General features: G+C 65.9%; 17 protein-coding genes and 1 pseudogene. 7 read left to right on the top strand and 11 right to left on the bottom strand.

Going from position 1 to position 23,774, the window contains the following annotated elements:
• Positions 1-6: 6 nt before the first annotated feature.
• From xylB to BVH06_RS04125, 9 genes are all read right to left on the bottom strand, one after another.
• A complete protein-coding gene (gene xylB, locus BVH06_RS04165; RefSeq protein WP_075933304.1) occupies positions 7-1,491 on the bottom strand; it encodes a xylulokinase in 1,485 nt (494 codons plus the stop codon).
• Positions 1,492-1,494: 3 nt separating this feature from the next.
• Positions 1,495-2,970 (bottom strand): mannitol dehydrogenase family protein, encoded by a 1,476-nt coding sequence (locus BVH06_RS04160; protein WP_075933303.1) that lies wholly within the window; start codon positions 2,968-2,970, stop codon positions 1,495-1,497.
• A gap of 17 nt (positions 2,971-2,987) precedes the next feature.
• Positions 2,988-4,094: an ABC transporter ATP-binding protein gene (locus BVH06_RS04155; protein ID WP_075933302.1), complete on the bottom strand. Its 1,107-nt coding sequence runs from the start codon at positions 4,092-4,094 to the stop codon at positions 2,988-2,990.
• A 12-nt stretch (positions 4,095-4,106) separates the two neighbouring features.
• The gene (locus tag BVH06_RS04150; RefSeq protein WP_075933301.1) at positions 4,107-4,940 is read right to left on the bottom strand and encodes a carbohydrate ABC transporter permease; all 834 of its coding nucleotides are present in this window, start codon (positions 4,938-4,940) and stop codon (positions 4,107-4,109) included.
• Between the two features lie 9 nt (positions 4,941-4,949).
• Positions 4,950-5,882: a carbohydrate ABC transporter permease gene (locus tag BVH06_RS04145; RefSeq protein ID WP_013793411.1), complete on the bottom strand. Its 933-nt coding sequence runs from the start codon at positions 5,880-5,882 to the stop codon at positions 4,950-4,952.
• Between the two features lie 108 nt (positions 5,883-5,990).
• Positions 5,991-7,301, bottom strand: coding sequence for a sugar ABC transporter substrate-binding protein (locus BVH06_RS04140; protein ID WP_075933300.1), 1,311 nt, complete (start codon positions 7,299-7,301; stop codon positions 5,991-5,993).
• A 225-nt stretch (positions 7,302-7,526) separates the two neighbouring features.
• Positions 7,527-8,432: an AraC family transcriptional regulator gene (locus BVH06_RS04135; RefSeq protein WP_075928863.1), complete on the bottom strand. Its 906-nt coding sequence runs from the start codon at positions 8,430-8,432 to the stop codon at positions 7,527-7,529.
• A 268-nt stretch (positions 8,433-8,700) separates the two neighbouring features.
• Positions 8,701-9,423: a carbonic anhydrase gene (locus tag BVH06_RS04130; RefSeq protein ID WP_075928864.1), complete on the bottom strand. Its 723-nt coding sequence runs from the start codon at positions 9,421-9,423 to the stop codon at positions 8,701-8,703.
• Positions 9,424-9,729: 306 nt separating this feature from the next.
• Entirely contained in the window at positions 9,730-10,791 is a 1,062-nt protein-coding gene (locus BVH06_RS04125; RefSeq protein ID WP_075933299.1) for a PA0069 family radical SAM protein, read from the bottom strand.
• 149 nt (positions 10,792-10,940) lie between these two features.
• Between BVH06_RS04125 and BVH06_RS04120 the strand changes: the two genes are divergently transcribed.
• Genes BVH06_RS04120 through BVH06_RS04110 form a run of 3 tightly spaced genes read left to right on the top strand, consistent with a single transcriptional unit; the run spans position 10,941 to position 16,194 of the window.
• Entirely contained in the window at positions 10,941-12,050 is a 1,110-nt protein-coding gene (locus BVH06_RS04120; RefSeq protein ID WP_075933298.1) for an efflux RND transporter periplasmic adaptor subunit, read from the top strand.
• The gene (locus BVH06_RS04115) at positions 12,047-13,111 is read left to right on the top strand and encodes an efflux RND transporter periplasmic adaptor subunit (RefSeq protein ID WP_075928867.1); all 1,065 of its coding nucleotides are present in this window, start codon (positions 12,047-12,049) and stop codon (positions 13,109-13,111) included. Before BVH06_RS04120 ends, BVH06_RS04115 begins: the two co-directional genes overlap by 4 nt.
• Positions 13,108-16,194 (top strand): efflux RND transporter permease subunit, encoded by a 3,087-nt coding sequence (locus BVH06_RS04110; RefSeq protein ID WP_075928868.1) that lies wholly within the window; start codon positions 13,108-13,110, stop codon positions 16,192-16,194. The genes BVH06_RS04115 and BVH06_RS04110 overlap by 4 nt, the downstream gene beginning before the upstream one ends.
• A 194-nt stretch (positions 16,195-16,388) precedes the next feature.
• Here the strand turns inward: BVH06_RS04110 and BVH06_RS04105 are convergent, their stop codons facing one another.
• A complete protein-coding gene (locus tag BVH06_RS04105) occupies positions 16,389-18,155 on the bottom strand; it encodes a sigma-54-dependent Fis family transcriptional regulator (protein WP_075933297.1) in 1,767 nt (588 codons plus the stop codon).
• 256 nt (positions 18,156-18,411) lie between these two features.
• Here BVH06_RS04105 and BVH06_RS04100 point away from each other — a divergent pair, with 256 nt between their 5' ends.
• From BVH06_RS04100 to BVH06_RS04090, 3 genes are read left to right on the top strand one after another with little or no spacing between them, the layout of a single operon-like run.
• Positions 18,412-19,902: a benzaldehyde dehydrogenase gene (locus BVH06_RS04100; RefSeq protein ID WP_075933296.1), complete on the top strand. Its 1,491-nt coding sequence runs from the start codon at positions 18,412-18,414 to the stop codon at positions 19,900-19,902.
• A 41-nt stretch (positions 19,903-19,943) separates the two neighbouring features.
• Positions 19,944-20,708 carry a coniferyl-alcohol dehydrogenase gene (locus BVH06_RS04095; protein WP_075933295.1) on the top strand — a complete coding sequence of 255 codons (765 nt, stop codon included), beginning with the start codon at positions 19,944-19,946 and terminating at the stop codon, positions 20,706-20,708.
• A 58-nt stretch (positions 20,709-20,766) separates the two neighbouring features.
• Positions 20,767-21,714 carry a transporter gene (locus BVH06_RS04090; RefSeq protein WP_075933294.1) on the top strand — a complete coding sequence of 316 codons (948 nt, stop codon included), beginning with the start codon at positions 20,767-20,769 and terminating at the stop codon, positions 21,712-21,714.
• 21 nt (positions 21,715-21,735) lie between these two features.
• On the opposite strand, the gene BVH06_RS04085 is transcribed toward BVH06_RS04090, so the two are convergent.
• Entirely contained in the window at positions 21,736-22,752 is a 1,017-nt protein-coding gene (locus tag BVH06_RS04085) for a bile acid:sodium symporter family protein (protein WP_075933293.1), read from the bottom strand.
• A 98-nt stretch (positions 22,753-22,850) separates the two neighbouring features.
• On the opposite strand from BVH06_RS04085, the pseudogene BVH06_RS04080 reads away from it, so the two are divergent.
• Positions 22,851-23,636, top strand: a pseudogene (locus tag BVH06_RS04080) (helix-turn-helix transcriptional regulator); the annotation flags it as partial.
• Positions 23,637-23,774 lie beyond the last annotated feature (138 nt).

Here is a 23,774-nt window from a genome sequence, read left to right as displayed (position 1 = left end):
ATTGGATTATTGCAGCGCGCGAACCTGTTCGCGGTAACGCTGGTAGACGCCTTCGTAGGCGCGGCTGCGCAGCTCGTCGGGCTCGGCGCTGCGAGCGTCATCGAGGCTCACGCAGCGTTCGCAAAGGCTTTGCAGGCTCGCCGCATCGCCGTGCTGATGGCTCACGCACCAGGCCGCCTGGATCGCCGCACCCAGCGCCGCCGCCTCGGTGTGCTGCGGGCAGGTCACCGGCGCGCCCATGATGTCGGCGACGATCTGCCGCCAGGTCGCGCTTTTCGCGCCGCCACCGATCAGGCGGATGTTGTCGCTGCGAATGCCGCTGGCCTTGAGCAGATCGAGGCCGTAACGCAGGCCGAAGGTGGTGCCTTCCACCACCGCGCGGCAGAGGTTGGCGCGGGTCAGGTTGTCGCTCGTGAGGCCGTGCAGGCTGGCAGTGGCCAGGGGCAGCGCCGGTACCCGCTCGCCATTGAGGAACGGCAGCATCAGCACGCCCCCGGCGCCGATGGGCGCCTCGCCGACCAAGGTGCCGAAGGCCTCCACATCCAGCCCCAGCAGGTCGCGGATCGCGCCGCTGGCGTTGGTCAGGTTCATGGTGCAGATCAGCGGCAGCCAGCCGCCGGACGACGAGCAGAAAGTCGCCACCTGCGGGTGTGGGCTGACGCGCGGCTGATCGGCGTAGGCGTACACCGTGCCCGAGGTGCCGAGGCTCATGGTGATGACGCCAGGGGCGATGTTGCCGGTGCCGATGGCGCCCATCATGTTGTCGCCACCGCCGCTGGCGACCAGTGCCCAGGGGTTGAGGCCCAGGCGTTCGGCGATTTCCGGGCGAATCGAACCGACGCACCGGTCGGACTCGATCAGCTCCGGCAGCGCCCGCACCAGGGCGCCCTCGGGGTCGATCAGCTCCAACAGCTCGGTGTCCCAGGTGCGCGTACGCACGTTGAAATAACCGCTGCCGGAGGCATCGCCGTACTCGGCGCAGGCGCGCCCGGTCAGCCAGTAGTTGAGGTAGTCGTGGGGCAACAGGATGTGGGCGATACGGCCGAATACCTCGGGGTGATGGTCACGGGTCCACAGCAGTTTCGACACCGTGTAGCCCGGTGCGATGGCCACGCCCAGGCGTTCCAGCGAGCCGCTGTCACCGCCGAGAAAATCCAGCAGGTGGGCGTTTTCGGCGGTCGATTCGGTGTCGCACCACAGCTTGGCCGGGCGCAGCACCTCTCCCCTGGCATCGAGCAGCACCAGGCCGTGCTGCTGGCCGGACACGCCGATACCGAGAATCTCGCTGCCCGCCACCCCGGCCTGCTGCAGGGCCTGGGCGGTGGCCTGCTCGAAGGCCAGCAGCCAGTCGGCCGGGTCCTGCTCGCGGCGGCCATTGGCGCCGCTGATCAGCCGGTGCGCCGCACTGCCCTCGCCGAGCACCTTGCCGCTGTGGATATCAAGGATCAGCGCTTTGGTGCCCTGGGTGCCGCAATCGATGCCGAGGTACATGGCTCAGTCACCCAGCAAGGTCTGCAGGGTGCGCGTCACGCCCAGCTTGCGCAGGCTGTCGTAGCACAGTTCGAAGGCGGTGACGAAGGCCGCCGATTGTGGGATGGCGGTGCCGAAGATCACCTCGACGCCCAGCACACGCTCGCGCACCCTGTCGTCGTCGGCCACCAGCGCCTGGCAGAACTCGGCGCGCGGGTCGGGGATGCGGTAGGTGGTACCGGTCTCGTCGACGCCCTTGAGATACAGCGCCCAGGCCGCGACCACCAGGGCCGCGCGCTCCAGCGGCCGGCCATCTTCGATCAGGCGGTTGATAGTCGGCACGATGAACTTGGGAAACTTCGACGAGCCGTCCGAGCAGACGCGCTCGAGCTGGTCGGCGATGGCCTGGTTGGAAAAGCGCTCGATCAGGGTGTCCTTGTAGTCGTGCAGGTCGATGCCCGGTACTGGCGCCAGCTGCGGGGTCACGTCCAGGTCCATGAAGGTGCGCACGTAACGGCGGAACAACGGGTCGTTCATGGTTTCGTGAACGTAGCGGTAGCCCTTGAGAAAGCCCAGGTAGGTCAGCGCCAGGTGGCTGCCGTTGAGCAGCTTGATCTTCATTTCCTCGTAGGGCGTGACGTCGTCGGTGAACTGCACGCCGACCTTGTCCCAGGCCGGCCGGCCATTGACGAACTTGTCTTCCAGCACCCATTGCAGGAACGGCTCGCAGACCACCGGCCAGGCGTCAGCGATGCCATGGCGCTCGGCCAGTTGGGCACGGTGAGCATCGCTGGTCATCGGCGTGATGCGGTCGACCATGGCATTGGGAAAGCTCACATGGCTGTCGATCCAGCCCGCCAGTTCATGATCGGCCAGGTGGGCGAAGGCCAGCAGCGCCTTGCGGGTCACCGCGCCGTTGTGCGGCAGGTTATCGCAGGACATCAGGGTGAACGCCGGGGTGCCGGCGGCGCGGCGTTTGGCCAGTGCCGCGCAGAGGAAACCGAACACGCTGCGCGGCGCCTCCGGGTGCGCCAGGTCGTGCTGGATGTCCGGCAGGTGGGCCATGAATTCGCCGCTGCTGTCGTCGATGCAGTAGCCGCCTTCGGTGATGGTCAGCGAGACGATGCGAATCGCCGGGTCGGCCAGCTTGTCGATCAGCGCGGCGGGCGAATCCTCGGCCAGCAACATGCCGTTGATGGCACCGACCACGCGCACTTCCAGGCCCGGCTCATCGCCGAGCACGAACATGGTGTAGAGGTGATCCTGCTCGGCCAGCGCCTGCTGCATGATGCGGTCTTCGCGGCGCAGGCCGACGCCGCAGATGCCCCACTCGCGGGCTTCGCCGCGGTTGAGCAGGGCTTCGGTGTAGATGGCCTGGTGGGCGCGGTGGAAGCCGCCGACGCCGATATGGGCGATGCCCTGGCGCACGTCGGTCGGGTCGTAGGCTGGCACGTCGATTTCGGGGGCCAGTGCGCAGAGGTTCTTGCGATTGAGTTTCATGGGGCGATTCCTGCGCGTCAGGCGGCCTGGCCGGCCTGGATGCGTTTGTCGATGGCCAGGCCATCGGCGTTGAAGACGTGGCAGTGGGCCGGGTCGAAATCCAGCGCCAGGGCTTCGCCGTAAGCCGGCGAGAAGTCGCCGCGCACCCGTACGGTGAGGTCTTCCTCGCCGACGCGCACGTGGCAGAAGGTGTCGCTGCCCAGACGTTCGCTGACGTCGGCGGTGGCCTGCAGGCGGCCCTGCCCGGCCGGCACCACGTTGAGGTGCTCGGGCCGGATGCCGAGGGTGATCTGGTCACCGTTGCGCAGGCCGGTGGCGGCCAGCGGCAAGTCCAGCGCTGCGCCGCAAGTCAGGCGCAACTGGCAGCGACCGCCGTCGACGCCTTCCACCTGGCCACGCAGGAAACCCATCTTCGGCGTGCCGAGAAAGCCGGCGACGAAGAGGTTCACCGGATGGTTGTAGAGCTCCAGTGGCGAGCCGACCTGCTCGACGCGGCCACCGTTGAGCACCACCACCTTGTCGGCCAGGGTCATGGCCTCGACCTGGTCGTGGGTCACGTAGATCATCGTCGCCTTGAGCTCCTTGTGCAGGCGCGCCAGTTCCAGGCGGGTCTGCACGCGCAGGGCGGCATCGAGGTTGGACAGCGGCTCGTCGAACAGGAAGATCTTCGGGTTGCGCACGATGGCGCGGCCAATGGCCACGCGCTGGCGCTGGCCGCCGGAGAGTTGCTTGGGCTTGCGCTCGAGCAGCGCACCCAGCTCCAGGATGCGCGCGGCATTGGCGACCTTCTCCTCGACCTCCCCCTTGCCGACCCGGGCCAGATCGAGGGCGAAGGACAGGTTCTTGCGCACCGTCATGTGCGGGTACAGGGCGTAGGTCTGGAACACCATCGCCAGGTCGCGCTTGGCCGGCGCGGTGTCGGTGATATCGGTGCCATCGAGGGTGATGGTGCCGCTGGAGACTTCCTCCAGCCCGGCGATCAGCCGCAGCAGCGTGGACTTGCCACAGCCGGACGGGCCGACGAACACCACGAACTCACGGTTTTCGATATCCAGGTCGATGCCCTTGATGATCGCCGTGCCGTCGAAGCCCTTTTTCAGGTTGCGGATTTTCAAATCAGCCATGACGTAAACCTCTTATTTGACGGCGCCGAACGACAGACCACGCACCAGCTGCTTCTGGCTGATCCAGCCGAAGATCAGGATGGGCGCGCAGGCGAGGGTCGAAACGGCGGAAAGCTTGGCCCAGAACAGGCCTTCGGGGCTGGAGTAGGAGGCCACCAACGCGGTCAGCGGCGCGGCGGCGGAGCTGGTCAGGTTGAGCGACCAGAACGCCTCGTTCCAGCACAGGATCAGCGACAGCAGCATGGTCGAGGCCAGGCCGCCGCGGGCGATGGGCAGCAGCACGCGAACGATCTCCTGCCAGGTGGTGGCACCATCGAGCCGTGCCGCTTCGAGGATCTCGCCGGGAATGTCCTTGAAATAGGTGTACACCATCCACACCACGATCGGCAGGTTTATCAGGGTGTAGATGACGATCAACGCGATACGCGAATCGAGCAGGCCGAACTGCTTGGCCAGCAGGTAGATCGGCACCAGCACGCCCACCGGCGGCAGCATCTTGGTCGACAGCATCCACAGCAGCGTGCCCTTGGTGCGTTTGGTCTCGAAGAACGCCATCGAGTAGGCCGCCGGCACCGCGATGAGCATGCATAGCAGGGTCGCGGCGAAGGAGATCAGCACCGAGTTCCAGGCATAGGCGAAGTAGTCGCTGCGCTCGTTGATGTGCAGGTAGTTCTCCAGGGTCGGGGTGAAGATGAACTGCGGCGGCGTGGCGAACGCGTCCAGCTCGGTCTTCAGGCTGGTCAGCACCATCCAGAAGATCGGGAAGAAGATCAGCGCGGCCACGGCCCAGGCCAGCGTGCCGACCAGCACGCTTTGCAGGCGACGGGATTGCTTGAGAGTCAGCATGCTCTGCTCCTACTGCCGGTCGGTCAGGTTCTTGCCGATCATGCGGATCAGCACGATGGCGGCGATGTTGGCGATGACCACGGCGATCAGCCCGCCGGCGGAGGCCATGCCCACGTCGAACTGCAGCAGCGCCTGGGTGTAGATCAGGTAGGCCAGGTTGGTCGACTCGTAACCCGGGCCGCCGCTGGTGGTGGTGTAGATCTCGGCGAACACCGAGAGCAGGAAGATGGTTTCGATCATCACCACCACGGCGATCGGCCGTGCCAGGTGCGGCAGGGTCAGGTGCCAGAAGATGGCCAGCGGGCCGGCACCGTCGAGGCGCGCGGCCTCCTTCTGCTCCTGATCCAGCGACTGCATGGCGGTCATCAGGATGAGGATGGCGAACGGCAACCACTGCCACGACACGATGAGAATGATCGAGAACAGCGGGTGGTGCGCCAGCCAGTCCACCGGCTGGGCGCCGAAGAACTGCCATACGGCGGCGAGAATCCCCGATACCGGATGGAAGATCAGGTTCTTCCACAGCAGCGCGCTGACCGTCGGCATGATGAAGAACGGCGAGATCAGCAGCACCCGCACGATGCCGCGACCAAAGAACTCGCTGGCTTCCAACAGCGCGGAGATCAACACGCCGAACACCACGCTGATCAACAGCACGCTGCCGACCAGCAGCAGGGTGTTGCCGGCGCCGGACAGGAAGGCGGCATCGGTGACGAAGTATTCGAAGTTTTCCAGGCCGACGAAATCGTTCTCGCCGGGGTACAGCAGGTTGTAGCGGATCAGCGAGAAGTAGATGGTCATGCCCAGGGGCACGATCATCCAGATCAGCAGCAGAACCACCGAAGGGCTGACCAGGAACCAGCCGGGCGCCAGGCGCTTGCGCCGCGTAGCGACGGCTTCGCCTGCCGCTGGCGAGCGGGAGTCGAGGGTTGTGTTATCCATGGGGGCTCCGCAATGAGCGGTTGGGTATGACGGATCGGGCCGAGTGACCCAGGCGTTGTCTGATCACCCGCGGTGGGCCGCTGCACGGCGGCCCACCACCGGGCGTGCTTACTTCGGATACCCGGCGCGCTTAATTCCCCGTTCGGTGCTCTGCTGCGCGGCCTGCAGCGCCTGCTCGGGCTGCATCTGCCCGGTCAGGGCGGCGGCGAACAGCTTGCCGACGGCGGTGCCGATGGCCTGGAACTCGGGAATGGTCACCAGCTGGATGCCCACGTACGGCACCGGCTTGGCGCTCGGGTCGGCCGGGTTGGCCTTCTTCAGCGAATCGAGGGTCACCTTGGCGAACGGCGCAGCCTTCATGTAGGCATCGCTGTAGGTCGAGGCGCGGGTGCCTGGCGGCACGTTGGCGACGCCATCCTTCTCGGCGACCAGCTCGGCGTAGGCCTTGGACGTGGCCCAGGCGCTGAAGGTCTTGGCGGCATCCTTGGACTTGGAGCTGGTGGGGATCGCCAGCGCCCAGGAGTACAGCCAGGAGGCGCCCTTGTCGGTGACCTGGGTCGGCGCGAAGGTGAAGCCCACCGAGTCGGCGACCTTGCTCTGCGACTCGTCGGTAACGAACGAGCCGGCCACGCTGGCATCGACCCACATGGCGCACTTGCCGCTGTTGAACAGCGCCAGATTCTCGTTGAAGCCGTTGCTCGAGGCGCCCGGCGGGCCGTATTTCTTCATGGTGTCGACGTAGAAGTTCAGCGCGTTCTTCCACTCGCTACCGGTGAATTCCGGCTTCCACTGTTCATCGAACCAACGCGCGCCGTAGGCGTTGGCCACGGTGGTGATCAGCGCCATGTTCTCGCCCCAGCCGGCCTTGCCGCGCAGGCAGATGCCGTACTGGCCCTTGTCCGGCTGGTGAAGCTTGCCGGCGAACTCCGCCATCTGCTCCCAGGTCGGCTGCTCGGGCATCTTCAACCCGGCCTGCTCGAACAGGTCGGTGCGGTAATAGGTGATCGAGGCTTCGGCATAGAACGGCAGTGCGTAGAGCTGGCCGTTGGCCGACAGGCCTTCGCGCACGGAGGGGAATACATCGTCGAGGGCGTAATCGGCAGGCAGGTCCTTCATCGGCTCCAGCCAGCCCTTCTCGCCCCACAGCGCCGCTTCGTACATGCCGATGGTCAGCACGTCGAACTGGCCACCCTGGGTGGCGATGTCGGTGGTCAGGCGCTGGCGCAGCACGTTCTCTTCGAGCACCACCCACTTGAGCTTGATGTCCGGGTGCTGTTCTTCGAAGGTCTTGGCCAGGCGCTGCATGCGAATCATGTCGCTGTTGTTGACCGTGGCGATGGTCACGGTCTCGGCAGCCTGGGCGCCGACGGTCAGGGAAAGGCATGAAGCGGCTACGAATACTTTGAGCGTATGGTTCATGGTCTTGAACTCCTCTCCCTGGCCCGGTGAGCCTCGGGAGACGTTATTGTTTTTGTGGGCCGACCCGGATTACACCCCTAGCGCCGAACCCGAACAACGCCTCGACTGCACTGCAACCGATACTTTTTTGCACTGAACGGCAAAACCAAGGCAGCCAGGAAATAGCCATCCAACACGTCAAGCACGACGCTTTCGGCTATTTTCCGACAGATTGGGGCGACGGAATCAGTACAGGTTTTGCGCCGTGATTCGCTGGGTAACCAGCCGTCGGTAGCCGCTGGGCGTCATGCCCTTGAGCTGCTGGAAGCGCCGGTTGAAGTTGGAAATGTTGTTGAAGCCGGACTCGAAACACACCTCGGTCACCGGCTTGTCGCTCTGGGTCAGCAGCTCGCAGGATTTGCTCACCCGCATGCGATTGACGAACTCGACGAAGCCGCGCCCGGTGGCCTGCTTGAAGAAGCGCGAAAAGTAGGTGGGCGTCATCCCGAGGTACTCGGCCACTTCCTCCTGGCTCAGTTCCTGGGCATAGCGCTGGAAGATGTAGTCGACGGCGCGGTTGATGCGGTCGACGTGGTGCTCGTCGGCCAGCTGCGCAGCGGTGCGGTCCGAGAGCAGTTGGTACGCCTCGCAGCCGGCCAGCAATTCCATGAGGATGAAGAAGTGCCCCAGGCGCGTCATGCCCTGGGAATTGGCGATGCGCTGCAGCAACTGGCGTGCCTCGCCGATGGTGTGCGGGCAACGGAACTCGATGCCGTACTGGGCGCGGGCCAACAGCGGCTGCAGGTCCTTGAGCTCGGCGAACACCGCGGTGCCGCTTTCCAGCACCTCGTCGGTGAAGTTGACCAGCATGTCGCGCTCGGCCACCGCTTCGCCCGGCGCCATCTGGCTGATCCAGTTGTGCGGCAGGTTGGGGCCGGTGAGAAACAGGGTGTCGGGAGAGAAATTGCCGATGTAGTCGCCGATGAACACCTTGCCGGCGCTGGCGACGATCAGGTGCAGCTCGTATTCCTTGTGGAAATGCCAGCGCACCAGCGGGCTGGGAAAGCCGTGCTGGCGATAGATCAGCGAATGACCTTCGTGGTCATCCATCAGCTCATAAGAGGGGTCGAGCGTTCTCTGCGATCGGGACATGGCGGGCCGGCATCGTCTTGTTCTTGTCGGTGATTGCCGGTTGGACGCGCCTCATGCGCGGGCCAACCGACCGACTAAAGACCCTAGCACAGTCCAGCAGGTTCGCTGGTTCGACTCAGAACGGGAAATGGGTCACAGCTTGAGGCGATGACGCATGCAAGCCCGTTAAAGGTCCAAGCGGCGGATCACCTGCTTTTGTGGGAGCGGGCGGGAACGCCTAGTCCATGCCCGCTCCCACAATTCGTAGGGTGGGACGCCGTAGTGTCGATCAACCCTGTGGATAACGCGGGCGCGGCGTCGCCATCGGCAGTGGGCCGTCGCCGATCTGGCGGAACTCGCCGGTTTCGGCATCGTAGGCCTTGATCTCGCTGCTTTCGATGTCGTACACCCAACCATGGATGAACAGCTGGCCGGCTGCCAGGCGCGAGGCCACAGAGGGATGGGTGCGCAGGTGGTCGAGCTGGGCCACCACGTTTTCCTCGGTGAGCACGCCCAGCGTGGTGTGATCGGCGCAGCCGCAGTTGTCGGCGACCACCGTCTTGGCCACTTCGGCATGGCGCAGCCAGGCCTTGACCGTCGGCATGCGCTCCAGGGTTTCCGGGTCGAGCACGGCCTTCATCGCGCCGCAGTCGGAGTGGCCGCAGACGATGATGTGCTGCACGCCCAGGGCGGCGACCGCGTACTCGATAGCGGTGGACACGCCGCCGTTCATCTGGCCGTACGGCGGCACCACGTTGCCGACGTTGCGGGTCACGAACAGGTCGCCCGGCTCGCTCTGGGTGATCAGCTCGGGCACGATGCGCGAGTCGGCGCAGGTGATGAACATGGCACGTGGCGACTGGGCATGGGCCAGCTTCTTGAACAGCGCCTGCTGCTGCGGGAACACATCCTGACGAAAGCGCAGAAAGCCTTCGACCAGATGATCAAGCGCCTCGGCGGCCGAAGCGGCGTTCTTGGGGGTGCTCTCGGCAGGACGACGATTACCAGGCATTAGCGTTACCTCGCTTACGGATGGGAGACGAAGCGTGCGACAGCGCACAGCTTTCCAGCCGGCAGGACTGCCGACGAGATCGAAGGATTTGACTGTGGCAGAACCACTCAAGACACGTCGGCGTGAAAAATCTCCACCCGCCCGTCAATGTCGACCATATTTTCGCCGTGTCGTGCACCGCGCTAACGATCCATGACACGACCAGTATCCGACCTGGGTATCGCTACGCTCAACGCCAGGCTCCAGAGCTGCGAACATCGCCAGTGCGTGGCAGGGTCGAGCGCAGGCTAGCGCCTCAAGCAGCCCTCAGAACAACCCCATCTGCTGCCCCGGCGGCGCGAACTGCGAGCAGTCCAGCACGGCGCGCTTGCTGCCGTCGTAACCGTAGCGGCGGCGCGCCAGGCGAAAGCGCTGCGCCAACAATTCGGCGAAGTGCCCCTCACCCTTCATTCGCGCGCCGAAACGGCTGTCGTAGTTCTGCCCGCCGCGAGACTGGCGGATCAGGCTCATCACGTGTTCGGCGCGGTCGGGGAAATGGGTCTTCAGCCACTCCTCGAACAGATCGGCGATCTCCAGCGGCAGGCGCAGCAGCACGTACCCGGCAGAACTGGCACCCGCTTCGCGGCCCGCTTCGAGCAGGCGCTCGAGCTCCATGTCGTTGATCATCGGGATCATCGGCGCGGCCATCAGGCCGACCGGCACACCGTGCTCGTGCAGGGTCTTCATCGCCCGCAAACGTGCCTTGGGTGCTGCGGTGCGCGGCTCCATGATGCGCTTGAGCTCGTCGTCCAGGGTGGTGACGCTGAACGCCACGCTGACCAGATTGCGGCTGGCCAGCTCTTCGAGCAGATCCAGGTCGCGCAGAATCAGCGCGCTCTTGGTGATGATGCTCACCGGGTGGCGATAGCGCAGCAGGATATCCAGAGCCTGGCGGGTCAGCTGGTGTTCGCGCTCTATGGGCTGGTAGCCGTCGGTGTTGATGCCCAGGGCGATGGGCGCCGGCACGTAGCCCGGCTTGCTCAACTGCTCTTCGAGGCGGTCGGCCAGGTTGGTCTTGGCGATCAGCTTGGTCTCGAAATCGATGCCCGGCGACAGGTCCCAATAGGCATGGCTGGGCCGGGCGAAACAGTAGATGCAGCCGTGCTCGCAGCCGCGATAGGGATTCACCGAGCGGTCGAAGCCCACGTCTGGCGAGCTGTTGCGGCTGATCACCGTTTTCGCCCGCTCGTGGCGCACCTCGGTGACGACGGTCAGCGGCGTCTGTTCCTGATACCAGCCGTCGTCCTCGGTCTCACTGGTGGTGGGCGCGAAACGATTGTGCGGCTTGCTGGCGGTGCCGCGCCCGCGCGGCGCTGAAGTCGGGTTCATGGCTCGAGCTCGATAACTGTATATAAATACAGTATTTGGATTGCGTCCCCAGCACAAGCCACGCTCGTCGCACGAGTAGCCTGAACCGTTCGTCGCCTGGTGCGGTCGCATCTGCACACACCCTCGCGTCCTGCCGTGCCGGAGTCTCCATGCCGCCCGTATCGACCTCTGCGTTGCCTCGCCTCGTCGCGGCCTTGCTGGCTTTCGCGCTGCTGGCCGGCTGCGCCGAGGAGACGCCGCCCGCGCCCAAGCATCCGCGCGTGAAAGTGGCCACCGTCAGCCAGGTCGACTACGCGGCGGACGCCACCATTACCGGTGATATCCAGGCGCGCATTCAAACCGATCTGTCGTTCCGCGTAGGTGGCAAGATCACCGAGCGCCTGGTGGACGTCGGCGATGCCGTGAAGGCGGGCCAGGTTCTGGCCCGCCTCGACCCGCAGGACCAACGCAACGCCGTGCGCTCCGCCGAAGCGGCCGCCGAAGCAGCCCGTGCCCAGGTCAAGCTCAGCGCCGCCAACCTCTGGCGCCAGCAGCAACTGCTGCCCAAGGGCTACACCAGCCGCAGCGAATACGACAGCGCCGTGGCCAGCGACCGCGGCGCGCGCAACAGCCTGGCCGCCGCCGAAGCGCAACTTGCCGACGCCCGCGAACAGGCCGGCTACACCGAGCTGCGCGCCGAGAGCGACGGAGTGATCACCGCCCGGCAGGCCGAGGTCGGCCAGGTGGTGCAGGCGGCCACGCCGATCTTCGGCCTGGCCCGCGAGGGCGAGCGCGATGCGGTGTTCAACGTCTTCGAAGCGCTGCTGGTCGAGCCGGGCCAGCCGTTGCACGTGAGCCTGCTCGACAACCCCGAGGTGGGCGCCAGCGGCACGGTACGCGAGGTCAACCCGCAGGTGTCGGCGCAGAGCGGTACGGTGCAGGTCAAGGTCGGCCTGGAGCAGGTGCCGGCAGCGATGACCCTGGGCTCCACCGTCAGCGCCCATGTCAGCAATCCGGCGGTACGCAGCGTCGAGCTGCCCTGGTCGGCACTCACCAAGGCCGAGCGCGAACCGGCGGTGTGGCGCCTGGGCGACGGCGATGTGGTGCAGCTGCATCCGGTGCAGGTCGGTCGTTACCTGACCGACAAGGTGATCATCCGCGCCGGCCTGCAGGACGGTGACCGCGTGGTGGTGGCCGGCGGACAACTGTTGCACCCCGGCCAGAAAGTGGAAGTCGCCGAGGCCCACGAGCAGAATCCACAGCAGGAGCAGCAGCCATGAAGCGCGCGATGGCTTTCACGCTGGTTGCCGCGCTGCTGGCAGGCTGCGCCGAAGACGAGAAACCCGAGCCGATCCGCCCGGTGCTGTACAGCGAAGTGCAGCAGCAGGATCAGCAGGTGCTCGGCCGCTTTGCCGGTACCATCGAGGCGCGGGTGCAGAGCACCCTGGGCTTTCGCGTCGGCGGTCGGGTTTCTCACCGCCTGGTGGACGCCGGCGCCGAGGTGCAGGCCGGCACGCCCCTGGCCACCCTCGATCCCACCGATCAGCAGAACGCCCTGCGCGCCAGCGAGGGTGACCAGGCGCGCAGCGAAGCGCAGTGGATCAATGCCCAGGCCAACGCGCGCCGCCAGCAGGAACTGTTCGACCGTGGCGTCGGTGCCAAGGCCACCCTGGAGCAGGCGCAAACCGAACTGAGCAATGCCCGCAGCAACCGCGACCAGGCCGCGGCTGCCACCCGCCAGGCCCGCGACCGCCTGAACTACGGCACCCTGAAGAGCGATTTCGCTGCGGTGGTTACCGCCTGGCACGTGGAGGCCGGCCAGGTGGTCGGCGCCGGTCAGGAAGTGGTCACCCTGGCCCGCCCGGACGTGCGTGAGGCGGTGTTCGACCTACCCGTGGAACTGGCCGACGGCTTGGACGATCAGGTGCAATTCAATGTCGCCTCCCAGCTCGACCCGAGCATCGCCACCCGCGGCCAGTTGCGTGAGCTGGAGCCCCGCGCCGATGCCGCCACCCGCACCCGTCGCGCTCGGCTGACCCTGGAAGAAACCCCGCCCGGCCTGCGCCTGGGCACCGCCGTGGCCATCAGCCTGACCCGTGCGCAGACCCCGCGCAGCCTGCTGCCGGCCGCCGCCGTGCAGGAGGTCGACGGCCAGAGCCGCGTCTGGGTGATCGACACCCAGGCCAAGACCGTGCACCCGCGCAACGTGCGGGTGGTCGGCCGCGAAGGCGAACAGATCAGCGTCGAGGGCCTTGCGGCCGGCGACAAGGTAGTCAGCGCCGGCCTGAGCGAGCTCAGGGACGGCCAGCAGATCCGCATCGATGAGGGCGTCGCACCATGACCCAGCAGGCGCCGCGCAAGGACGGCTTCAACCTCTCGGACTGGGCGCTGCGCCACCAGTCGTTCGTCTGGTACCTGATGTTCGTGTCGCTGCTGATGGGCGTGATCTCCTACATGAACCTGGGCCGCGAGGAAGACCCGGCGTTCACCATCAAGACCATGGTCATCCAGACCCGCTGGCCGGGCGCCACGGTCGACGAAACCCTCAACCAGGTCACCGACCGCATCGAGAAGAAGCTCGAGGAGCTGGACTCGCTGGATTACGTGAAGAGCTATACGCGGCCGGGCGAATCGACCGTCATGGTGTTCCTGCGCGACACCACCAAGGCCGGCGACATCGACGGCATCTGGTACCAGGTGCGCAAGAAGATCGACGACATCCGCGGCGAGTTCCCCCAGGGCCTGCAGGGCCCGTCGTTCAACGACGAATTCGGCGACGTGTTCGGCTCCATCTACGCCTTCACCGGCGATGGCCTGAGCATGCGCCAGCTGCGCGACTACGTTGAAAAGGTCCGCGCCGAGATCCGCAGCGTGCCGGACCTGGGCAAGGTGCAGATGGTCGGTCAGCAGAACGAGGTGTTCTACCTTAACTTCTCGACCCGCAAGCTGGCCGCCCTGGGCATCGACCAGAGCCAGGTGATCCAGAGCCTGCAGGCGCAGAACGCGGTGACGCCTTCGGGAGTGATTGAGGCCGGGCCGGAGCGGATTTCCGTGCGCACCAGCGGCCAGTTCGCCTCCGAAGCCGACCTGCGCAACGTCAACCTGCGTATGGATGACCGCTTCTATCGGTTGACCGATATCGCCGAGATCACCCGCGACTACGTCGACCCGCCCCAGGCGCTGTTCCGCTACAACGGCAAGCCGGCCATCGGCCTGGCCATCGCCATGCGCGACGGCGGCAATATCCAGACCTTCGGCAAGGCCCTGCACACGAAAATGGATGAGCTGACCGCCGACCTGCCGGTGGGCGTTGGCGTGCATGTGGTGTCCGACCAGGCCGAAGTGGTGGAGGAAGCCGTAAGCGGTTTTACCCGCGCCCTGTTCGAAGCGGTGCTGATCGTCATGCTGGTGAGCTTCGTCAGCCTCGGCATCCGCGCCGGCCTGGTGGTCGCCTGCTCGATTCCGCTGGTGCTGGCCATGGTGTTCATGTTCATGGAATACAGCGGCATCACCATGCAGCGCATCTCCCTGGGCGCGCTGATCATCGCCCTTGGGCTGATGGTCGACGATGCGATGATCACCGTGGAAGTGATGGTCACCCGCCTGGAAAAGGGCGACTCACTGCACGACGCCGGCACCTTCGCCTACACCTCGACGGCCTTCCCGATGCTGACCGGTACCCTGGTGACGGTGGCCGGCTTCGTGCCCATCGGCCTCAACGCCAGCTCGGCGGGCGAATACACCTTCACCCTGTTCGCGGTGATCGCCGTGGCGCTGTCGCTGTCCTGGCTGGTGGCCGTGGTGTTCGCCCCGGTGATCGCCGTGCACATCCTGCCCAAGCGCATGAAGGCCAAGGAAAGCGGCCCCGGTCGTATCGCCCGCGCGTTCGACAAGGGCCTGCTGCTGGCCATGCGGCACCGCTGGTGGACCATCGGCCTGACCATCGCCCTGTTCGCCGCCTCCCTGGCCGGCATGACGATGGTGCAGAGCCAGTTCTTTCCTGCCTCGGATCGCCCGGAGATTCTCGTCGACCTCAACCTGCCGCAGAACGCCTCGATCAACGAGACCCGCGCCCAGGTCGACCGCCTCGAAGCCACCCTGCAGGGCGACGAGGACATCGCCCGTTGGAGCACCTACATCGGCCAGGGTGCACTGCGTTTCTACCTGCCGCTGGACCAGCAACTGCAGAACCCGTTCTACGCCCAGCTGGTGATCGTCGCCCAGGACATCGATGCCCGTGATCGCCTGGTAGCCAAGCTCAACAAACGCCTGCGCGAGGACTTCGTCGGCATCGGCACCTTCGTGCAGCCTCTGGAAATGGGCCCGCCGGTGGGCCGGCCGATCCAGTACCGGATCAGCGGCGCGGACGTCGATCAGGTGCGCAAGCACGCCCTGGAGCTGGCCACTCTGCTGGACGAGAACCCGGACATCGGCGAGATGGTTTACGACTGGAACGAGCCCGGCAAGGTGCTGCGCATCGACGTAGCCCAGGACAAGGCGCGACAGTTCGGGCTGTCCTCCGAAGACGTCGCCAATCTGCTCAACGGCATCGTCAGCGGCACCACGGTCACCCAGGTGAAAGACGACATCTACCTGATCGACGTGATCGGCCGCGCCGAAGACAGCGAACGCAGCTCGCCGCAAACCCTGGAAAACCTGCAGATCGTCAACCCCAACGGCGTAGCCATTCCGCTGCGTGCCTTCGCCACCGTCGGCTACGAGCTGGAGCAACCGCTGGTCTGGCGCCGCGACCGCAAGCCGACCATCACCCTCAAGGCCGCGGTGGTCAGCGATATCCAGCCCACCGACCTGGTGGCGAACCTGGCGCCGGACATCCAGAAATTCTCAGATGGGCTGCCCAACGGCTACAGCGTCGCCACCGGCGGCACCGTGGAAGAAAGCGGCAAGGCCCAGGGCCCGATCGCCAGCGTACTGCCGCTGATGCTGTTCTTGATGGCCACCTTCCTGATGATCCAGCTGCACAGCGTGGCCAAGACCTTCCTGGTATTCAGCGTGGCGCCGCTGGGCCTGATCGGCGTGGTACTGGCTCTGGTGCCGACCGGCACGCCGCTGGGCTTCGTGGCGATTCTCGGGGTGCTGGCGCTGATCGGCATCATCATCCGCAACTCGGTGATCCTGGTCACCCAGATCGACGAATTCGAGCGGGCCGGCGACTCGCCCTGGCAGGCGGTGATCGACGCTACCCACCACCGCCGCCGGCCGATCCTGCTGACCGCCGCCGCCGCCAGCCTGGGCATGATCCCCATCGCCCGCGAGGTGTTCTGGGGGCCGATGGCCTACGCCATGATCGGCGGCATCTTCAGCGCCACTCTGCTGACCCTGCTATTCCTGCCGGCGCTGTATGTGGCCTGGTATCGGATCGAGGAGCCAAGCGACGAGCAGCGCGAGGATGCACAGGTGTAAGTTTTAACCGGCGCGCCGCTAGCAAGCCCGTGTTCATTCAGCAGGGTCAGCGGTGCTCGGTAGCCCCTTCGCGGGCATGGACTGGGCGTCCCCGCCCGCTCCCACGTGGGATTTGCGGGCACCGACAAATTTGGTGCCGAGGACAGCTTTTGTGGGAGCGGGCGGGAACGCCTAGTTTATACCCGCGAATAATCTCAACCGACCCGCGCCCGCTTCAGCCGATACGCAAACTGCGCCCGGCTCAGCCCCAGCATGCGGGCGGCCGCAGCCAGGTTACCGGCACTGCGCTGCAGGGCCTGTTCGAGCAGTTGGTTCTCCACGGCCTGCAGCGACAGGTTGGCATCGGGCAGGTCAGGGCAACCGAGACGAGTCAGCAGGTCGGTTTCGCCAGGCCGATCCTGATGCTGCACCAGCCGCCCCTGCTGCAGCAGCGAATAGAACTCGGCCGGCAGCTCTTCATCGCGGAACAGGTGGTTGAGGTCGATCGGGGCGCCTTCGTTACTGGCGATCACCCCGCGTTCGATCAGGTTCTGCAACTCGCGGATATTGCCGGGGAAGCTGTAGTTGAGCAGCGCCTTGAGGCCGCGCATGGTCAGCCCGACCGGGGTTCGCCCGTAGCGCTCGCAGTAGCGGCGCATGAAGAAATCCACCAGCAGCGGAATGTCGTCGCGCCGCTCGCGCAGCGGCGGAATATGGATCGGGTAGACGTTGAGGCGGTAGTACAGGTCTTCGCGAAACTCGCCACGGCGCACCGCCGCACGAAGGTCGACGTTGGTGGCGGCGATCACCCGCACGTCGATGCTGATCACCGAAGTACCGCCAACCCTCTCGATCTCGCGCTCCTGCAGGGCGCGCAGCAGCTTGCCCTGGCCCGGCAGGCTCAGGCAGGCCACCTCGTCGAGAAACAACGTGCCGCCCTGGGCGCGCTCGAAGCGGCCGGGCCTCGAGTGGCTGGCGCCAGTGAAGGCACCGCGCTCGACGCCGAACAGTTCGGCCTCGATCAGACTTTCGGCGATGGCCGCGCAGTTGAGCGCCACGAACGGCCCGTCGCGGCGTTCGCTCATGCGGTGCAGGTTGCTGGCGAACAGCTCCTTGCCGACCCCGGATTCGCCACCGAACAGCACCGTGGCCGGCGTGCGCGCCACCCGCTGCAGCGACTGGAAGGCCGCATTGAAGGCGGCCGAAGCGCCGATCATGCGGCCTTCGTCGATTTCCCCGGCGCTGGCCGGTAGCGGCTGATACGCCGTGCGCTCCAGGCCGCTGCGCTCGCCCTCCTCGGTCGAGGCGTTGAGATAGCGCAGGTCTTCGCTGACATCACCCCACAGCTCGGCGGTCTTGCCCAGTACGCGACATACCTGGTGGCCCATGGCCCGGCATTCCACCTCGCGAAACACCACCAGGCGGCCGAACAGACCGCTCACGTAGCCGGTGGCGTAGCCCAGTTCCATCCAGCAGGCCGGGTCGTTGCCGATTCCATAGGCGGCGATGTGCTCGTCGTCTTCGTGGGCGTGGTGCCAGAGAAATTCGCCGTCGTAGTGGCCGCGATCGACATCGAATTCGAAGTGCAGCGGCTCGACCTTGACCATACCCTCCAGCCCATGCAGGCGGATGCCCGCGGCGAAGATCGACGCTGGCTCGGCGTCCGCCCAGCGCTGCTGCACCAGCCGTGCATCCCGGGCGCCGGACAGGTACCCCGCGCGAGTCAGCAAACCGCGGGCACGCTCCAGGCCGAGGCTGTCGATCAGCTCGCGGCGTAGCGCGCCCAGCGCTTCGCAATGCAGCAGCACCATGCGCTGGTCGTTGAGCCAGATTCGCCCGTCACCCGGCGAGAAGAACAGGCACTCGGTGAGGTCGCGCAGGGTCGGGGAATTCTCCCAGTCCAGCGCGTCGCTGGCACCACGGTAGTGCGGCGCTTCAGTGATCTGCAGCGCATCCAGGGAAATGCGACGGCTATCGGCCATGCACGGCTCCTCGCTTGCGCAATTCATCAGATCGGCATGGAAAAACGGCTCTTCGACTTACTCATTTGCTCAAACGTGAGCAGCTGAAATCGATGCCTGACCAACCTGAAAATCCCGATGAACGCGCCCAGCTTATTGAAATTTTTATGGATTATCCAAATCGCTCAGCGCCGCCACATGGCTGGGCACGCTCCTTGCGATCAGTGCTGATGCCACCGGCACATCACTCAAAACAACAATACTCCAAGGAGACACCATGTCTCGACTGCCACGATCAGAATCGACTGCTGCACTGCTGGATGAAGGCATATGGGCCGCCAAACTGTTTTCCGGCACCTGGCGGCCGCCCCTGGCGGGAGGGAGCAACGCCGTCATCGAGCCGGCCACGGGTGAACGCCTGGCCATCACCGGCCAGGCTCGCGCCGAGGATGTCGCCATCGCCACTGCGGCGGCAGCCGCCCAACAGCCGGCCTGGGAGGCCGTGCCGCCGCGCCAGCGTGCCGATATCTTTCTGCGCGCCGCCGGGCTGCTGCAGGCCCAGGCCGACGAGTGCGCGCTGTTCATCGCCCGAGAAACCGGCGGCATCCTGCCCAAGGCCCAGCATGAGGTGCGTGAGGCGGTGCTGTTCCTGCAGCTCGCCGCCGGCCAGGTGATGCAGCCCCACGGTCTGGTGCTGCCGAGCAACACCGCTACGCTGTCCTACGCGCGGCGCCTGCCCCACGGCGTGGTCGGGGTGATCTCGCCGTTCAATTTCCCGCTCATCCTGTCGATCCGCGCCGTGGCCCCGGCACTGGCGGCAGGCAACGCGGTGGTGCTCAAGCCCGACCCACAGACGCCGATCGCCGGCGGCTTCCTGATCGCCCGGCTGCTCGAGCTGGCCGGCCTGCCCGAGGGTGTGTTGCACGTGCTGCCCGGCGGTGCCGATGCCGGCGCGGCGCTGTGCAGCGACCCGCACGTGCGGATGATCGCCTTCACCGGCTCCACTGCAGCCGGGCGCAAGGTCGCGGAAACCGCCGGGCGCCACCTCAAGAAAGTGGCGCTGGAGTTGGGCGGCAAGAACCCGCTGATCATTCTCGACAACGCCGACCTGGAGCGCGCCCTGAGTTGCGCCAGTTGGGGCGCCTTCCTGCATCAGGGACAGATCTGCATGGCCAGCGGGCTGATCCTGGTGCACGAGTCGCTGCACGAGCGCTTCGTCGAGGGTTTGGTCGAGCGCACCCGGCGCCTGCGCCTGGGCGACCCGGCCGGCGGTGACGTGGAGCTGGGCCCGATGATCAACGAGAACCAGCTGGTACGAACCCATCAACTGGTGCTCGACAGCGTGGTGGCCGGTGCGCGCCTGCAGGTGGGCGGCCAGTACGAGGGGCTGTTCTATCAGCCCACCGTGCTCAGCCATCTGGCGCCGGGCATGCCGGCCTTCGACACCGAGCTGTTCGGCCCGGTGGCCTGCGTGGCCAGCTTCGCCAGCGACGAAGAGGCCGTCGAACTGGCCAACCGCAGCGAATACGGCCTCGCCGCGGCGGTGATCTCACGCTCCGTAGGCCGCGCCATGGCGATCGGCGCCCAACTACGCGCCGGCATGCTGCACATCAACGACCAGACCGTGAACGACGATGGCGTCAACCCATTCGGCGGCCGTGGCAATTCCGGCAACGGCGGCAGCATGAGCGGCCCCGCCAACTGGGACGAATTCACCCAGTGGCAATGGGTGACGGTCAAGGACACCCCACCGCTGTATCCCTTCTGACCCCACCCGACTTGCCCACAAGAAGAACAAGAGGACGCACCATGAACCTGCATGACAAGACCCTGATCGTGACTGGCGCCGCTTCCGGTATCGGCGCCGAAGTGGCTCGACTGGCACGCTGCGCCGGCGCCCGGGTGATCGCCCTGGATCGCCACGAGCCGCAGATCAGCGTGCACGCCTATCACCAAGTGGATCTGGGCGACCCGACGAGCATCGACCAGGTCATTGCCCGCCTGCCCGAGCGCATCGACGGCCTGTGCAACATCGCCGGCGTACCCGGCACCGCGCCGGCCGAGCTGGTCGGCCGGGTCAATTACCTGGGCCTGCGCCACCTCAGCGAGGGCCTGCTGTCGCGTCTGGCTGGCGGCTGCATCGTCAATGCCGCGTCGATTCTCGGCGCCGAGTGGCCACAGCGCCTCGCCGCGCACAAGGCCCTGGCCGCCACATCGGGTTTCGCGGCCGGCGGCACCTGGCTGGACGCCAATCCGGTCGAGCAGGCCACCTGTTACCAGTACTTCAAGGAAGCGTTGATCGTCTGGTCGTACCAGAACGCCTCGCCCTGGTTTCGCGAACACGACGTGCGCATGAACTGCGTGGCGCCCGGCCCGGTATTCACGCCGATCCTCGGTGACTTCGTGCAGATGCTCAGCGACGAGCGCCTGGAGCGCGACGGACGCCACATGAAGCGCCCGGCCCTGGCTGACGAAGTAGCTGCCGTGGTGCTGTTCCTCTGCTCGGATGCGGCGCGCTGGGTGTGCGGCGCCAACATCCCGGTCGATGGCGGGCTGGCAGCCAGCTACGTGTGAGCCTCGCCGAGGCTGCACCACGATCTACGACAAGAACAACAAGACAAGGATCATCACCATGCACGCATCACGTCTCCCGCTTCTGACCCTCGGCCTGGCTGCGCTGGCAGGCACAGCCCAGGCCTACGACCAACCCTCGGTCAACCTCGGCTCCACCAGCTTCTACGACGGCTCGCCGTTGCCCGGCGGGCCCGGCAACTACCTGGTCGAGTACCTGATCTACGGCAAGGCTTCGCGCTTCAACGACGAGCACGGCGACAAGCTGCCGCTGCCCAAGCAGGAGATCGAGACCTTCGCGCCGGTCACCCAGTACATTCACCTGGGCCAGCCGATGGCGGGCGGCTGGATGCCCGGTTTCACGGTGATCGTGCCCTGGCTGGCCCATGCCGAGGTAGACGATGGCCTCGACAACGCCGCGCTCAGCTCACGCGAAGGCGTGGGCGACATCGTGCTGGGGGCGTTCCTGCAATCCTCGCTGACCACTCGCGCCGACGGCTCGCCACTGTTCGCCCAGCGCATCGAGGCCGAGGTGATCCTGCCCACCGGGGCCTATGATCGCGACAAGTCGGTCAACCCCGGCGGCAATTTCTGGTCGTTCAACCCCTACTACGCGGCGACCTACTGGTTCACGCCCAGGTGGTCGGTCAGCGGGCGCTTCTGGTACCTGTGGAATGCCAAGAACCGCGACCCGTCAACGGCCTTCGGCGATGTATCGAGCACCCAGGCCGGCCAAGCGCTGCATGCCAACTTCGCCACCCAGTACGCGCTCGACGACAAACTGAGCATCGGCCTGGCCGGCTACTGGCTCAAGCAGATCAGCGATACCGAGGTCGACGGCCGCGACGTCAGCGGCCGCCGCGAACAGGTCTGGGCCATCGGCCCGGGGCTGACCTACAGCTTCTCGAAGGAGAACATCCTGACCGCCAACAGCTACTTCGAACAGGGCGCCGAGAACCGCACGGAGGGCAACAAGCTCGTGCTCAGCTTCGTGCACAAACTGTTCTAGCAGCCCCCGGCGCGATACGCGTCACGGCGCTTTGGCGACAGGCGCCGGCTGCACGGCCGGCGCCTCGATGGCTATCTCCGGACGGCGTGCATAACGCTGGGCGAGTACCGCGCAGACCATCAGCTGGATCTGGTGGAACAGCATCATCGGCAGGATCATCAGGCCGATGCTGCTGCCGGCGAACAACACCTGGGCCATCGGCACACCGGTGGCCAGGCTCTTCTTCGAGCCACAGAACAGGATGGTGATGCGGTCTTCCTGGTTGAAGCCGCACACCTTGCCAAGCAGCGCGGTGATACCCAGCGCCAGGGCCAGCAACAGGCAGCAGGAGAGGATCAGCAGGCCCAGGGTCGGCCAGGACACCTGATTCCACAAGCCTTCGACCACCGCCGCACTGAAGGCGGTGTAGACCACCAGCAGGATCGAGCTCTGGTCGACGTACTTGAGCCAGTTCTTGTTGCGGCCAACCCAGGCACCGATCCAGCGCCGGGCGATCTGGCCGAGGATGAACGGCACCAGCAACTGCAGGGTGATCTTGCCGATGGCATCGAGCAGCGAGCCGCCGCTGCCGTGCACGTCCATCAGCAGTGCCACCAGTAGCGGCGTGAGAAAGATGCCGAACAGGCTGGAAGCCGCCGCACTGCAGATCGCCGCCGGGATGTTGCCGCGTGCCAGCGAGGTGAAGGCGATGGCCGACTGCACGGTGGCCGGCAGGGCGCACAGGTAAAGCATGCCCAAGTACAGCTCGGTGCCGATCATTGGCGACAGCAGTGGCTTGAGCGCCAGACCGAGCAGCGGGAACAGAATGAAGGTGCAGCTGAACACCAACAGATGCAGGCGCCAGTGGCCGGCACCGGCGAGGATCGCCTCACGCGACAGCTTGGCGCCATGCAGGAAGAACAGCAGGGCGATGGCCAGGTTGGTGATCCAGCCGAATGCGACTGCCGCCTGGCCACTGACGGGCAGGAAGGTGGCGGTGAGCACGACGGCGATCAACGTCAGGGTGAAGTTATCGGGCAGTAAGCGAGAGCGGGCCATGGGTAAAGATTCCGGGCAGTCGAGGCAGGCAGTTGCCACACGAAGGTGCTCACTTTACCCTGCACGAAAATTGCCGACTAACGCCATAAAGCCAAATCATGTCGTCTAACGGACAGAACAGCATCGCCGAACGCAGTATTCCGCAACTGGAACGCCTGCCGCGCCCGCTCTATGCACGCAACGAATCCCTGCCGCGCCAGACCGGCACGCCGCGCCACAGCCATGCCTGGGTGCAGTTGACCTATGCCATTCAGGGCGTGCTGCACGTACACACCGCAGCCGGCCGCTTCGTCGCACCGCCGCAGCGGGCCATCTGGATTCCCGCCGGCCTGGAACACGAAGTGCTCAGCTCGCCGAACACTGAAATGCGCAGCCTCTACCTGCAGAACGACAATTCCGAGCGCACAGCGCAAACCTGCCGGGTGCTGGGCGTGGATGCGCTGACCCGCGAGCTGATCCGCAGCTTCTGCGAGCTGCCGGTGGAGTACGACGAAAGTGGGCCGGACGGCCGCCTGGCTCAGGTGCTGCTTGACCGCCTGCGCGCGGCGCCCGAGGTGCACCTGTCGCTGCCGTGGCCAGGCGATACGCGCCTTCGCACCTTGTGCAGCCAGTTGCAGAAAAAACCAGACGACGACCGCATCCTGGCCGCCTGGGGCGAAGGGCTCGGCGTGTCGGAAAAGACCCTGAGCCGCCTGTTCCTGCGCGACACCGGCCTGACCTTCCGCGCCTGGCGCCAGCGCCTGCGCCTGCTCGGAGCGCTGACCCCGCTGGAGCGCGGCGAGCGGGTCACCGACGTCGCCCTGCTGTGCGGTTATGACTCCACCTCGGCCTTTATCGCTGCCTTTCGCCAGCAGTTCGGCGCCACGCCGGGCGAGTTCTTCAGGGCAGCTCTAAAAACGTCGGCGAGGCAGTCAGCGCAAGGCAAAAACAGGCTAAAAAGCGGAGTTTACGTGCTGTAAATGAGCATTTTTAGCCTGTTTTTAACGCCGCGCTGACAACGTAGGTAGTTTTTTGAGGTGCCC

The sequence above is a fragment of the Pseudomonas sp. PA27(2017) genome (assembly GCF_001945445.1).
GTDB lineage: Bacteria > Pseudomonadota > Gammaproteobacteria > Pseudomonadales > Pseudomonadaceae > Aquipseudomonas.
The sequence above is the reverse complement of the archived record's forward strand: the minus strand, read 5'-3'. Positions and strand labels throughout refer to the sequence as shown.

Excerpts from the sequence above, each read along its gene's own strand:
- xylB (WP_075933304.1), bottom strand. The coding sequence starts at position 1,491 with ATGTACCTCGGCATCGATTGCGGCACCCAGGGCACCAAAGCGCTGATC.
- BVH06_RS04160 (WP_075933303.1), bottom strand. The coding sequence starts at position 2,970 with ATGAAACTCAATCGCAAGAACCTCTGCGCACTGGCCCCCGAAATCGAC.
- BVH06_RS04155 (WP_075933302.1), bottom strand. The coding sequence starts at position 4,094 with ATGGCTGATTTGAAAATCCGCAACCTGAAAAAGGGCTTCGACGGCACG.
- BVH06_RS04150 (WP_075933301.1), bottom strand. The coding sequence starts at position 4,940 with ATGCTGACTCTCAAGCAATCCCGTCGCCTGCAAAGCGTGCTGGTCGGC.
- BVH06_RS04145 (WP_013793411.1), bottom strand. The coding sequence starts at position 5,882 with ATGGATAACACAACCCTCGACTCCCGCTCGCCAGCGGCAGGCGAAGCC.
- BVH06_RS04140 (WP_075933300.1), bottom strand. The coding sequence starts at position 7,301 with ATGAACCATACGCTCAAAGTATTCGTAGCCGCTTCATGCCTTTCCCTG.
- BVH06_RS04135 (WP_075928863.1), bottom strand. The coding sequence starts at position 8,432 with ATGTCCCGATCGCAGAGAACGCTCGACCCCTCTTATGAGCTGATGGAT.
- BVH06_RS04130 (WP_075928864.1), bottom strand. The coding sequence starts at position 9,423 with ATGCCTGGTAATCGTCGTCCTGCCGAGAGCACCCCCAAGAACGCCGCT.
- BVH06_RS04125 (WP_075933299.1), bottom strand. The coding sequence starts at position 10,791 with ATGAACCCGACTTCAGCGCCGCGCGGGCGCGGCACCGCCAGCAAGCCG.
- BVH06_RS04120 (WP_075933298.1), top strand. The coding sequence starts at position 10,941 with ATGCCGCCCGTATCGACCTCTGCGTTGCCTCGCCTCGTCGCGGCCTTG.
- BVH06_RS04115 (WP_075928867.1), top strand. The coding sequence starts at position 12,047 with ATGAAGCGCGCGATGGCTTTCACGCTGGTTGCCGCGCTGCTGGCAGGC.
- BVH06_RS04110 (WP_075928868.1), top strand. The coding sequence starts at position 13,108 with ATGACCCAGCAGGCGCCGCGCAAGGACGGCTTCAACCTCTCGGACTGG.
- BVH06_RS04105 (WP_075933297.1), bottom strand. The coding sequence starts at position 18,155 with ATGGCCGATAGCCGTCGCATTTCCCTGGATGCGCTGCAGATCACTGAA.
- BVH06_RS04100 (WP_075933296.1), top strand. The coding sequence starts at position 18,412 with ATGTCTCGACTGCCACGATCAGAATCGACTGCTGCACTGCTGGATGAA.
- BVH06_RS04095 (WP_075933295.1), top strand. The coding sequence starts at position 19,944 with ATGAACCTGCATGACAAGACCCTGATCGTGACTGGCGCCGCTTCCGGT.
- BVH06_RS04090 (WP_075933294.1), top strand. The coding sequence starts at position 20,767 with ATGCACGCATCACGTCTCCCGCTTCTGACCCTCGGCCTGGCTGCGCTG.
- BVH06_RS04085 (WP_075933293.1), bottom strand. The coding sequence starts at position 22,752 with ATGGCCCGCTCTCGCTTACTGCCCGATAACTTCACCCTGACGTTGATC.